Annotated in this window: 7 protein-coding genes; all 7 read left to right on the forward strand. The window is 35.0% G+C overall.

Annotated elements, in window-relative coordinates; translation table 11 throughout:
* The first annotated feature begins 224 nt into the window (after positions 1 to 224).
* The 7 genes from J2W48_RS00730 to J2W48_RS00760 all read left to right on the forward strand — a co-directional run bounded on the left by J2W48_RS00730 (position 225) and on the right by J2W48_RS00760 (position 13,492).
* On the forward strand, positions 225 to 3,452 hold the full coding sequence (locus J2W48_RS00730; RefSeq protein ID WP_310276579.1) for a SusC/RagA family TonB-linked outer membrane protein: 3,228 nt from the start codon (positions 225 to 227) through the stop codon (positions 3,450 to 3,452).
* A gap of 17 nt (positions 3,453 to 3,469) precedes the next feature.
* The gene (locus J2W48_RS00735; protein ID WP_310276582.1) at positions 3,470 to 5,179 is read left to right on the forward strand and encodes a RagB/SusD family nutrient uptake outer membrane protein; all 1,710 of its coding nucleotides are present in this window, start codon (positions 3,470 to 3,472) and stop codon (positions 5,177 to 5,179) included.
* 29 nt (positions 5,180 to 5,208) lie between these two features.
* Positions 5,209 to 5,997 (forward strand): hypothetical protein, encoded by a 789-nt coding sequence (locus tag J2W48_RS00740; protein WP_310276585.1) that lies wholly within the window; start codon positions 5,209 to 5,211, stop codon positions 5,995 to 5,997.
* Positions 5,998 to 6,224: 227 nt separating this feature from the next.
* Complete coding sequence (locus J2W48_RS00745) at positions 6,225 to 7,685, forward strand: glycoside hydrolase family 30 protein (RefSeq protein ID WP_310276588.1); 1,461 nt, start codon at positions 6,225 to 6,227, stop codon at positions 7,683 to 7,685.
* Positions 7,686 to 7,796: 111 nt separating this feature from the next.
* Complete coding sequence (locus tag J2W48_RS00750) at positions 7,797 to 10,058, forward strand: glycoside hydrolase family 3 N-terminal domain-containing protein (protein ID WP_310276590.1); 2,262 nt, start codon at positions 7,797 to 7,799, stop codon at positions 10,056 to 10,058.
* Between the two features lie 366 nt (positions 10,059 to 10,424).
* Complete coding sequence (locus tag J2W48_RS00755; protein ID WP_310276593.1) at positions 10,425 to 11,264, forward strand: endonuclease/exonuclease/phosphatase family protein; 840 nt, start codon at positions 10,425 to 10,427, stop codon at positions 11,262 to 11,264.
* On the forward strand, positions 11,264 to 13,492 hold the full coding sequence (locus J2W48_RS00760) for a glycoside hydrolase family 3 N-terminal domain-containing protein (protein WP_310276596.1): 2,229 nt from the start codon (positions 11,264 to 11,266) through the stop codon (positions 13,490 to 13,492). Before J2W48_RS00755 ends, J2W48_RS00760 begins: the two co-directional genes overlap by 1 nt.
* Positions 13,493 to 13,550: the final 58 nt, after the last annotated feature.

Below are 13,550 nucleotides of genomic sequence, written 5' to 3' on the forward strand. Positions count from 1 at the left end.
TTAATAAATGTAGTGTTTTTTATATTCATTAACATTACTATAACATTGGCAATAATTATATAATCAATTAATAAACAATACTTTAAAACCATTTTGATGTGTTTTTGTTAAGTATTATTTAATACTTTGATGTGTTTTTGTAATAAAAATAAAATACAATTAATAAAAATTTAACGTTATAATTGCATCAAATTACTAATTAATTAACCAAAATTTTTAGAAAAATGAAATTAACAAAATTACTTATTTTTTGTATTTCGTCTCTACTGTTTTCAGTTATCTCGATAGCACAGGATGTTACGATAAATGGAACGATAAATGATGAAAATGGATTGCCCGTCCCTGGGGCAACAATTTTGATAAAAGGCACGAAGAAGGCAAGTGCTTCTGATTTTGATGGTAAGTATCAGATTAGTGCTCCATCGAATGGAACACTAGTTATAAGTTTCGTAGGATATAATACGATTGAAGAATCAATAAACGGGAGAACTAAGCTTGATATTAAATTAAGTACAGCTTCTCAGGGTTTAAATGAAGTTGTAGTTATTGGTTACGGAACACAAAAGAAAGGTTTAATTACAGGGGCAAGTGCTAACTTTAAAGGGGAGGCCCTTCAGGAGTTAAATACCGGATCTGCAATGGAATCTCTTCAGGGGATTGCACCTGGAATTTCTATTACAAGAAATAGTGGTGCACCCGGTGCCGGTACAAGAGTTACCATTCGTGGTTTAGGTACAATTGGAAATTCAAATCCATTATATGTAGTAGATGGAGTACAAACTGGCAACATTGATTATTTGAGCCCGGCTGATATTGAGTCTATTGATATTTTGAAAGATGCGGCTTCAGCAGCTATTTACGGTTCCAGAGCTGCTAATGGTGTTGTTTTAGTGACAACGATTAAAGGGCGTAAAGGCAGACCTGCAAAGATTAGTTATGATTACTTTTTTGGAATTCAAAACACATATAAAAACTTAGATCCTTTAAATGCTCAGGAGTATATGTATATTATGGATGAAGGTATGATTAATGACGGTAAGGCTCCAAATAATTGGAAAGCAATGCTTAGTGACAATTCATGGCTGAATACCAACTACCCTGGAGCTGGTACACAATTAGGTAATGAAATCTGGGATAACTTGCAAAACGGTTGGCAAGGAACAAATTGGATTAATGAAATGTCGAAAAAAGATGCACCTGTGGTAAGCCATGCTATTAACATTACAGGAGGAAGCGAAGATATTACGTATTCAATGGGAGTTTCTTATTTTGATCAGGATGGTATCATTGGAGGAAACCTTGTAGATGCTGGTTTTAAAAGATTAACAGCCAGATTGAATACTCAAATGGTGTTAAAAAAGAATGATCAACATAATATCATTACAGTAGGAGAAAACTTTACGTTCACAAATACTCAAAACAGAGGGGTATCAAATGGAAATATCTACGGTAACGATTTACACAATGCATTAGTTCAAAACCCTTTGCAACCTGCCTATTGGCAAACATCAAAAGATAGAAATATTAGTCCGTTAGGATTTACACCAACCTTAGATGGTATTCACAATACTCAGACCAATCCATTAGCCGTACTGTATTATAGAAGCAACTTTAACTATCCGAGAGATAATAAAATTATTGGAAATGTATTTGCTGAGGTAGAACCAGTATTGAATTTAAAATTCAGATCGACTTACGGAATTGATTCATGGTTTGGATATGGAAGATCAATGAATCCCAACTATCATTTAGGCGTACTTTATAACGATGCAATTGATGGAGCCTCACAAAATCAGTATATGGGTATTAACTCAACCTGGACCAATACTGTTTCGTATGAAAAAAGAGCCGGAAACCATAAAATTACCGGATTATTAGGTACTGAATTAATTCAATACGATCTTAATAATGAAATTAGCGCCTCCAGAAACGGATTATTATTTCCTGGTGACCCAAAATATGCTTATTTAAACAATACAAAACCTCATGCTAGTATAAATGACATCAGCGCTAGCGGTCAGGATAGAGCTGCTGGCGGCGGAGGTATCATGTCATACTTTGGCAGAGCACAATATGATTATAATGAAAAATATCTTCTTTCTGCCACAATGCGTGCTGATGGCTCATCAAATTTCGCAAAAAACAACAGATGGGGCTATTTCCCTTCTTTTTCTGCAGGTTGGGTAATTTCAAAAGAGAATTTTATGGCCAGTACTTCAAGTGTTCTTAATTTTGCCAAATTAAGAGCCAGCTGGGGGCAAAATGGAAATGAATCAGTTAGAAACTTTTATTATACATCAAATATTGCTTATGTTTTTCCAGGATACTTTTTTGGAGACACAAAACCAGTTTCTGGTGCTACAGCCTACCCTGAAACGGTTACAAATCCTAATATATCATGGGAAACATCTGAACAATTAGATTTTGGACTTGATTTAAGTCTTTTTGATTCAAGATTAGGAGTAACATTAGACTGGTACAAAAAAACAACCAAAGACTGGTTAGTTTTAGATGCTATCCCTGGAACTGCTGGCGCAGGTGCTCCTTTCATAAATGGTGGAGATATTGAAAATTCAGGAATAGAATTTTCTGTAAACTGGAAAGATAAAATTGGAGATTTTAAATATGGTATTACTGTAAGTGGGGCTAAAAACAAAAATGAAGTGACTAAAATTGCTAATAGTGATGGAATAATTCACGGATTACCTCATATATTATCTCAAGGAACTTCAGAAATCTCAAGAGCACAGGTAGGATTACCAATAGGCTATTTCTACGGATTCAAAACAGACGGAATTTTACAAAACCAACAAGAAGCTGATGCCTATGTTGGCCCTACAGGTCAGCCCTATTTTAGTGACCAACGTCCTGGAGATGTTCGTTTTGTAGATCAAAATCAAGATGGCGTAATTGATGAAAAAGATAAAGGGTATTTAGGAAATCCAAACCCGGATTTTGAATTAGGACTCCAATTGAATTTTGAATATAAAAATGTGTATATAAATACAACTATGGCCGGAAAATTTGGTATGCAGGTGATGCAATCTTACCGCTCTTTTTCTGATAGTCCAAAACAAAACTATACTTCGGATGTTTTCGATCGCTGGCATGGCGAAGGTACTTCTAACAAGATGCCTAGATTATCTTCTGTATCTAATAGAAATACCAACGAAATTTCTGATATCTACATGCACAATGCTGACTATTTAAGAATTAATAACTTAACTATAGGGTATAATTTTAATGAGATATTGGCCAACTTCAAGTTTATCTCAAACTTAAAATTCTATGTGGCAGTAAACAACTTATACACATTTACAAAATATGATGGTATGGATCCAGAGGTTCGTTTTGGAGGAGATGACACAAATCTTTCATGGGCTTCAGGAGTAGATCTAGGTTTATATCCGCAAGCCAGAACAGTAATGTTTGGTTTAAGTGCAGATTTTTAATAAAAACACATTATAACATGAAAAATATAAAATATTTAATAGCAATTTCAGCAGTTTTTTTTGCTATAAGTTGCGATGATTACCTCGATACAGATAATATTTATCAAAAAGATTTGAATAGTTTCTATAAAACGCCTACAGATATTAATGAAGCTATGGCGGGCGTTTACAACGCAATCTACACGGTAAATATTCATAGTGAAGAACAAATGGCAGCTAACTTAATGGACAACATGATGTTAGGAGGCGGGGGTGCTGATGACAAAACAGCTAAATGGGTAGACAATTTTGAAGATCCAACTGAAGACACATACCGCGATATGTGGACACAGTCATACAAAGGTATTGCGAGAGCCAATGCTATCATTGAAAAAACACCAAATGCAGATTTCTCAACTTTTTTTAGTACTCCTGCTGAAGGAGATAAATTCAAACAACAAGCAATAGGTGAAGCTTTATTCATGAGAGCTTTTTTCTACTTTAGATTGGCTAAATTCTTTGGTGGAGTTCCTTTAGTGATTACAATTGATGGAGACAAAAAAGTAGGAAGAGCATCTTATTCAGATACATTTGCACAAATTGCTGCTGATTTAAAGATGGCCATTGAAACGATGCCGGCTACACCAGTGACCAGTATTCCAACTTCCAGCTATGGGCATGCCAATAAATGGGTGGCTGAAGCGTATTTAGCACGTGTGTATTTGTTTTATACTGGATACATGACCAATATAGAAAAACAGACTACAGAAACACTCCCATTAGCTGGTGGTGGGTCTTTGAGCGCTACTGATGTAACGGGATATCTGAATGACTGTATGTCTAATAGTGGTCATGCTTTGGTTTCTGATTTTAGAAACCTTTGGCCTTACTCTTATCTAAACATAGCTTCAGGTGCAAATATATTGCCTTGGGCTACAACTGAAAATTTATCATGGGCTGGACAAGATGGCTTAACACCAACTTTTGGAACTGGTAACAAAGAGTCTATGTTTGTACAAAGATTTTCTTTTGGGGATTGGGGATGGAGCAATGGTAACATTTACACCAACAGACTTAGTTTGTTTAATTCTTTACGCGGACAATCATTGGTTCCTTTTGGCGAAGGTTGGGGATGGTGTACAGTAAATCCTAAATTATGGAGCAACTGGTCTGATACTGATCCAAGGAAAAAAGGTTCTATCCTTCAGGTTGGACAGGCTGATCAGGGAACAGCTGGCTATGCCGCAGGAAAAGGAGATCATGAAACTGGATTTTTTAATAAAAAGTATACTTCATTACAATATCCAAATCCTGCTGGAGCTACTGTAGGTATGTTTGTACAATTATATAGCTGGGCAAATACGGATATGCAATTAATGCATGCACAAGATTTTATTTTTATGCGTTATGCTGATGTCTTACTTATGCATTCAGAAATTACTAAAACTCCTGCAGGAATAAATGCTGTAAGACTAAGAGCAGGAGGTTTGCCTCCAGTTGGTTACTCTATAGAAGCTATAAAAGAAGAGCGCTTACATGAATTTGCCTTCGAAGGTTTGCATTGGTTTGACTTAATTCGATGGGGAGATGTAGATACTGCATTTAATGACCCAATTCCAGTTGTAAATTCGGGTACTCCAGTTAATTATACCGCAAAATACAGAACTGAAACTAAAGGTCTGGTGCCTATCCCTGAAACAGAAATGAGACTGATGAATGGAATTTACACTCAAAATCCAGGATGGTAAAATTAATAAACTATTAATAAACTAAAAATATGAAAATCAATAAAATAATATATCTCATCCTTGCTTCGTTTTTGCTTGTTTTCTCGGCATGCGAACCAATTGTGGATGAAGCGACTTTAAGTAACTCTACTGATGTTGCCGGAGTTGAATTGGTAGCCAAACAAAGTACACCTGGAGGTAATAAGGTTACAATTAGCATGGTTACACCTGGAATTACAGGATACTGGAATTATAATTTAGGAACAGCGCTCACTAACGAAGTAACATTTGTTTATCCAATACCCGGTAAATCGACATTTACTTATGTAGGAAGTTTAGGTTCTCAATTTTTTACTAAAACAATTGATGTACAGATTGATCAGCTAGACACACCATTAGATCAGGATTGGTATGACTTGGTAAGTAATAATACATCAGCAGGCAAAACATGGGTTTTTGATGGAGCAGCTGGCTCAGGAAAACTCTGGTGGTTCATGTCTCCTCCAGGTAGTGCAGACGGAGCAATGACCGCATGGTGGAATGCCGGTGACTGTTGTGCTCCAAGTGACGCTACAGGAAAAATGCATTTTGATTTAGACGGAGCAGCAAACTTTTACCATTACGAAACACAAACAGCAACACCAACAAAAGGAAGTTTTGTATTAGATCCTGTTAATAAAAAATTAATCATTAAAGAATCCAAAATGTTAGGTTATGCAGCAGGAAATGCGGATGGTGTTTACACAATTGTAACACTTACAGAGGACAAAATGGTGCTTTATTTAAGTAATAATGAAGCTAATGGTACTGGATGGACATTTGTTTTCAGGCCTCAATAATAATATTTGTTAGTTTCTTTTCGAAAAGGGAAGATTAAAACTTCCTTTTTCGAATTAACAATTTACAATTTACAGTATTAAAGATCAAAATTTATTACTAAAAGCAAGTTTAAGTTTGGTTGTTAGAATAGTCCATATTCTTAGTGATTATGGACTATTTTTTTAATCAATTTTTTAAAGGTGGCAAAAATCCTTCAAAGTCCTAAAAAATTAATTAAATATATTCAATGAAAAAAACAGGCTTTATTATTACTTGTTTATGTTTTTGTTTATCTGTTTTTCCACAGCAGAAAAATAAAAAACAAATACAGGAATTATCTAAAAAAAACAAAAATATCACAGTATACACTACTGCTGATAATACAAAATTAAGGTTAACCCCTACAGATAATCTATCTTTTTCAGCATTAAAACAGCCTATAGAAACTGAAATATCAGTATTTGTGGAACCTTCAAAAAAGTTTCAGATCTTTATAGGAATTGGTGGTGCCATTACAGATGCAAGTGCAGAAATTTTTGCCAAACTTTCAAAAGAAAAGCAAACTGAATTCTTAAATGCCTATTACGATCAACAAAAAGGGATAGGCTATTCTTTACTAAGAACAACGATACAAAGCTCTGATTTTAGCAGTGGGAGTTACTCTTACATCGAAGAAGGTGATAAGGATTTAAAGACTTTTTCTATTGAACATGACCGGCAATTTCGTATTCCGCTAATTAAACAGGCCATACAAACTGCTGGCGGAAAACTAACCACATATGCAGCGCCCTGGTCCCCAAATGCTTTTATGAAAAGCAATAAAAGCGTCTTGAAAGGAGGCACTTTACTTCCTGAATATTATCAGACATGGGCGAGTTTCTATGCGAAATTTATAAAAGCATATGAAAAAGAAGGAATTCCGATATGGGGTACTTCCATTCAAAATGAGCCAATGGCAGTTCAGACATGGGAATCGTGTATCTATACTGCTGAAGCAGAAAGGGACTTCATAAAAAATTTTCTGGGTCCAACATTAAAAAAAGAAAAATTAGGTAATGTAAAAATTATAGCCTGGGATCATAATCGTGATTTAATGAACCAAAGGGCAAATGTAATTTACTCTGATCCGCAAGCTTCCAAATATGTTTGGGGAATGGGTTTTCATTGGTACGAAAACTGGTCTGGAGGCTTGCAAATGTTTGAAAATGTCCAAAAAGTACATGAAGCATACCCGAATAAGGGCTTATTATTTACAGAAGGTTGTGTTGAAAGGTTTGACGCCACAAAATATCAGTTCTGGCCAAATGCAGAAAGGTACGGTACTTCTATGATCAATGATTTCAATAACGGAACTGCTGGCTGGACAGACTGGAACATCCTTTTAGATCAAAATGGAGGTCCAAACCATGTTGGTAATTTTTGTTTTGCCCCTATACATGCAGATACAACAACAGGCGGGTTAATTTATACTCCTTCTTATTATTATATTGGGCATTTCTCAAAATTTATTCACTTGGATGCTGTCCGCGTAAGTTCTGCAGTTAGCAGAAGTAACTTATTAAGCACTTCTTTTTTAAATACAGACGGAACAATGGCAACCATTGTAATGAATCAGACAGATAAAGAAATAAAATATAAACTTATTATAGCTTCTGAAGAAACGGCAGTTACGATTCCTTCTCACGCCATACAAACTTTAGTGTATTAGCAATTTTATGCCGCTAAAGAAGTCTGTTCCGGAGGAAAAAATGATATCAGAATTCTAAATTAATTCGAACAATAAAGTAATGAATTGTTCAAATCTTATTAAAATCACTAAATGAAAAATGCAATTTTGCTAGTGTTTGCTTTCACAATTAGTGGAGCAACATGGTCCCAGGGAAATAAAAAAGCGGAAATCGATTCCAAAGTTTCAGAATTACTATCTAAAATGACCCTGGAAGAAAAAGTGGGTCAAATGACGCAAATTACGGTGACCATGTTTGAAGATGTTAAAAAACCTGGCTATTTTGATGCTTCAAAATTAAAACAAGGCATTCAGGACTATCATATTGGTTCTATTCTGAACGTACCAAATCCAGGCGCTCCAACACTACAAAGATGGCAGGAAACAATGACAGCCATTACCAATGAGGCAAACAAAACAAGACTAAAAATTCCTGTTTTATATGGTATTGATGCAATTCATGGGGCAAGCTATACGGCTGGTGCTACATTATTTCCACAGCAAATAGGACTAGCTGCCACTTTTAATACTGATTTGGTAAAACGTGGTGCTGAAATTTCGGCTTACGAAACAAGAGCTTCTTCAATTCCATGGGTTTTCTCTCCAGATTTAGATTTTCCAAGAAACCCGGCCTGGTCAAGAATGTGGGAGTCGTTTGGAGAAGACGCCTATCTATCTTCGAGAATGGCAGTAGCATTAGTGGATGGTTTTGAAGGTAATAATAATGTAGGCTCCAAATACAGTGTTGCTTCATGTATGAAACATTACATTGGATACGGCAGTACAACAACAGGAAAAGACAGAACCCCGAGTATTATTCCGGAACGAATTTTAAGACAATATGATTTAACGATTTACGAAGCTGCCATTAAAGCCGGTGCTAAAAGTGTGATGGTAAGTTCTGGCGAAATTAACGGAACTCCTGTACATGCCAGTAAACATCTGTTAACTGATATTCTAAAAACCGAACTAGGTTTCACAGGAGTTGTAGTTACTGACTGGAAAGATATTATTTATCTAAATACAAGACATAAGGTTGCAGAAACCAAACGTGATGCCGTAAAAATTGCAATTATGGCCGGAATTGATATGAGTATGGTTCCTGAAGAATTTTCTTTTTATACCGATTTGGTTGATTTAGTTCAAAAAGGCGAAGTTCCAATGTCGAGAATTGATGATGCTGTGACACGCATATTAAGAATGAAATTCGAATTGAATTTATTTCAAAATTCGGTTGCCAATTTAAAGGATTATCCAAAATTCGGATCTGCCGAACACATTGAGGAAGCTTATAAAACAGCATCTGAATCTATTACTTTATTAAAAAACAAGGATGCTGTTTTACCATTAAGTAAAAACGAAAAAATTCTGGTAACAGGACCGACAGCTAACAGTATGAAATACCTTAATGGCGGCTGGTCCTATACATGGCAAGGTGAAAATTCAGATACGTACGCTGCTGATAAATTTACGATTCTGGAGGCATTTCAAAATAAAGCTGGCAAAGAAAATATATTGTACACATTGGGGGCAGATTTAGAAAATGAAGATGATAACGAAATTCAAAAAGCAGTTGGCTTAGCTAAGAATGCATCAAAAATTGTTTTATGCTTAGGAGAGAAAAATTATACGGAAACTCCCGGAGACATTAGTAATATCTATATGAGTCATCCTCAAATCAAATTAGCACTGGCTTTAGCTCAATTAAACAAACCTGTTATTTTAGTTTTAAATGAAGGAAGACCAAGATTGATCAGCGATTTTGAAAGTAAAATGAGTGCTGTTATTCAGTGTTATCTCCCAGGAAATGAAGGAGCCAGAGCTCTAGTTGACATTATTTACGGAAATGTAAATCCAAGTGGACGATTGCCATACAATTATCCCAGATATCCAAATTCTTTAGAAAAATACAACCGAAAATATACTGAAAGTATATCTGAGGGTGAGCAAAACAACGATGCCACTTACGAAAAAAGTTATTTGCCTCAATTTGAGTTTGGAACAGGATTGTCATATACAACTTTTAAATATTCAAATTTAAAAATTGACAAAACTGAAATCAATAATAATCAAGAGATAAATGTTACGGTAGAAGTTACAAATTCAGGAAAAAAAGCAGGAAAAGAATCAATCTTACTGTATCTGTCTGATAATTTTGCAAGTATTACTCCTGAGTTTAAGTCCCTGAAAAGATTTGAAAAAATTAGCTTAGAGCCTAATCAAACCAAAACAGTGAAGTTTACACTAAATCAAAAAGACCTGCAGTTTGTAAATGAAGATTTAAAATGGATTTCTGAAAAAGGAACATTCACTATTCAGATTGCTGACCTGAAAAAAGATTTTTATTTGAAATAAAATCAGAATGAAAATTCAGGATTGAAGTAAATTCAACCGGTTTTCTTCATTCATTAAATATTTTTTGCTCCGAATTTTGCTGATTTCCACAATTTTATTTGTGACTTTTTGTAAAAATTAGTGACTTTTTTCCAATTATTTTTTGCCATGCTATCGTTTCATTTAATATAGCAATTCTATTCAAGTTTTAGTACTAGTAACCTTATTTAGAAATCAAAACGAGAAAATTCATCCCAAAAAGTAATTAAGGTGTTAAAAACGCAATATTAACCGTAAGATAAAGTCAATAGTTAATTATTTTGTTACATTAGTTTTCCCCATGGAACCTCTAAAACATTGGGTTTTTCTAAATTAAAATTATTTTACATGAAAAAAATTAATGTCCTGTTCTCCGTTTTAATGCTGCTTTTTATCAGCCTTTCTTCTAGTGGTCAAAATCTAAAAATAATGACTTATAACATCCGACTGGATATTTCTTCAGATGGAGAAAATGCATGGCCAAATCGTAAAGAGTTTTTTACTTCACAAATACAATTTTATAGCCCTGATATTTTGGGTGTACAAGAAGCAACACCCAATCAGGTAACTGATATTTCTTCAGCACTCCCTAATTACAATAAATTTGGCATTGGAAGAGAGGAACAGGAAAAAGGTGAAGCATGTACTATTTACTATAATAAAAATCGCTTTTCAATACAGCTTTCTAATACCTTTTGGCTGTCTGAAACACCAAATGCCGTATCTAAAGGCTGGGATGCCGCTTGTAACAGAATTTGCACATATGGATTGTTTAAAGATTTAAAAACGAAAAAATTATTTTGGGTTTTTAACACTCATCTCGATCATATTGGCAATGAAGCAAGAATCAAAGGTGTTCAACTGATTTTGTCAAAAATAAAAGAAGTCAATACTAAAGAATACCCTGTGATTTTTATGGGCGATTTTAATTCAGAACCAAATACACCACAAATCGCCGAAGTAAAAAAAGTAATGAATGATACGAGAGATATTTCAAAAGAAAAACCATTTGGTCCTTCCGGAACTTTCAATGATTTTAATCATAACGAACCTGTTACACTTCTAATAGATTATATTTTTATTTCTAAAAACAGCAGTTTTAAAGTTCTGAAACATGCTGTTTTAAGTGACGCCATAAATTTAAAATACCCATCAGACCATCTTCCGGTTTTTATCGAAATTAACTAATGAAAAAAACAGTAACACTTATGTTGTTATCCATATCTTTTTATGGATTTTCACAACAAGAAACAATAGACCAGAAAGTAAATTCGCTATTGAAAAAAATGACCATTGAGGAAAAAATTGGCCAGCTTAATCAATATACAGGCGACAATTCAGCGACGGGACCAATTACTATAAATCCAAATAAACAAGCCGAAATCAAAGCAGGTTTAGTTGGTTCTATGCTCAATATTATAGGAACAAAATATACCAGACAATATCAGGAACTTGCTATGCAATCCCGTCTTAAAATTCCATTGTTATTTGGTCAGGATGTCATACACGGATACAAAACTACCTTCCCAATTCCGTTAGCAGAAGCTGCCAGTTGGGATTTACCTGCCATTGAGTTAGCAGCAAGAGTAGCAGCTACAGAAGCTTCGGCAAGTGGAATTCACTGGACATTTGCCCCCATGGTTGATATTGGTAGAGACCCGCGTTGGGGGCGCGTAATGGAAGGCGCAGGCGAGGATACCTATCTGGGTTCTAAAATTGGATACGCCCGGGTAAAAGGTTTTCAGGGTAAAAAACTAGGCGAATTAAATTCGGTTATGGCCTGTGTAAAACATTTTGCCGCTTATGGTGCTGCTGTTGGTGGAAGAGATTATAATTCGGTAGACATGAGTGAAAGAATGCTGTGGGAAACTTACCTCCCTCCTTTTAAAGCCGCTTTGGATGCCGGAGCAGCTACTTTTATGAACTCTTTTAACGATGTTAATGGAATCCCTGCTACCGGAAATGCGTATTTACAGCGTGATATTCTAAAAGGAAAATGGAATTTTCAGGGATTTGTAGTATCTGATTGGGGATCAATTGGAGAAATGGTCGCCCATGGTTATTCAAAAAACGGCAAAGAAGCTGCTTTGGCTGCCATTACTGCCGGAAGTGATATGGATATGGAAAGTAATGCCTATCGTTATAATCTGGCCGAATTATTGAAAGAAAACAAAATCTCTATTGATTTGATTGATGATGCTGTTAAAAGGATTCTTCGTAAAAAATTTGAATTAGGATTATTTGATGACCCTTACCGGTATTCAGATGAAAAAAGAGAAGAAAAAGAACTGAACAATCCTGAAAACAGAAAAGCTGCTCTTGAAGTCGCTAAAAAAAGTATTGTTTTATTGAAAAATGACAGGCAGACATTACCTCTTTCCAAAAATTTAAAAACCATTGCTTTTATTGGACCAATGGTAAAAGAATACAAGGCAAATATGGGATTCTGGGCTGTTGAATTACCGGATATTAATTATGATAAATGGGTAGTTTCGCAGTGGGATGGCCTACAGAATAAAGTAGGTAAAAACACCAAATTACTGTATGCCAAAGGTTGTGACGTAGACGGGGACAATAAGGATGGTTTTGCTGAAGCAGTTTCAACAGCACAAAAATCGGATGTTGTTATTTTGAGTATTGGCGAAAGGCATAATATGAGCGGAGAAGCTAAAAGTCGTAGTAACATTCATTTGCCGGGTATTCAGGAAGAATTGGTAAAAGCAATTATGGCTACAGGAAAACCTGTTATAATTTTGATCAATGCCGGAAGACCACTTATTTTTAACTGGACAGCAGACAATGCTCCTGCCATTTTATACACTTGGTGGCTGGGTACAGAAGCCGGAAATGCTATTGCCGATGTTTTGTTTGGAGATTACAATCCTTCCGGAAAACTGCCTATGACTTTCCCTAGAGAAGTAGGGCAAATTCCAATTTATTATAATCATTTCAGTACCGGAAGACCTGCTCCTAACGAAAATGCAATGGGTTACGTTTCATCCTATATTGACTTGAAAAACTCTCCTAAATTTCCTTTTGGATATGGGTTGAGTTATACTAAATTCAATTATAGTGATTTGAAATTATCCTCGGCTAAAATGAAGAAAAATGAAACCATTAAAATTTCTTTTCTATTATCAAATATTGGAAAAGTTGCCGGAGAAGAAGTTGTTCAATTGTATTTGCAGGATAAATTTGGTTCTGTAGTGAGACCTGTTTTAGAACTGAAAGATTTCCAGAAGATCAAGCTAAATGCAGGAGAATCCAAAACTATCGAATTTACAATTGACAAAGAAAAACTTTCTTTCTACAACAATAAATTGGAATGGGTTGCCGAACCAGGCGATTTTGAAGTGATGATTGGAGCTTCATCAGCCGATATTAAACTAAAATCTGGTTTTGAATTAGTAGATTAAAATAGATTTTAGATAGAAAATGCCTCTAAGAACTAGAGGCATTTTTTTTATAACAAAG

Origin of the sequence: Flavobacterium piscis (genome assembly GCF_031457575.1) — a bacterium.
GTDB classification, from domain to species: Bacteria; Bacteroidota; Bacteroidia; order Flavobacteriales; family Flavobacteriaceae; genus Flavobacterium; species Flavobacterium piscis_A.

Bases quoted from the DNA above. Each gene is read 5' to 3' on its own strand.
- J2W48_RS00730 (WP_310276579.1), top strand. From the start codon at position 225: ATGAAATTAACAAAATTACTTATTTTTTGTATTTCGTCTCTACTGTTT.
- J2W48_RS00735 (WP_310276582.1), top strand. From the start codon at position 3,470: ATGAAAAATATAAAATATTTAATAGCAATTTCAGCAGTTTTTTTTGCT.
- J2W48_RS00740 (WP_310276585.1), top strand. From the start codon at position 5,209: ATGAAAATCAATAAAATAATATATCTCATCCTTGCTTCGTTTTTGCTT.
- J2W48_RS00745 (WP_310276588.1), top strand. From the start codon at position 6,225: ATGAAAAAAACAGGCTTTATTATTACTTGTTTATGTTTTTGTTTATCT.
- J2W48_RS00750 (WP_310276590.1), top strand. From the start codon at position 7,797: ATGAAAAATGCAATTTTGCTAGTGTTTGCTTTCACAATTAGTGGAGCA.
- J2W48_RS00755 (WP_310276593.1), top strand. From the start codon at position 10,425: ATGAAAAAAATTAATGTCCTGTTCTCCGTTTTAATGCTGCTTTTTATC.
- J2W48_RS00760 (WP_310276596.1), top strand. From the start codon at position 11,264: ATGAAAAAAACAGTAACACTTATGTTGTTATCCATATCTTTTTATGGA.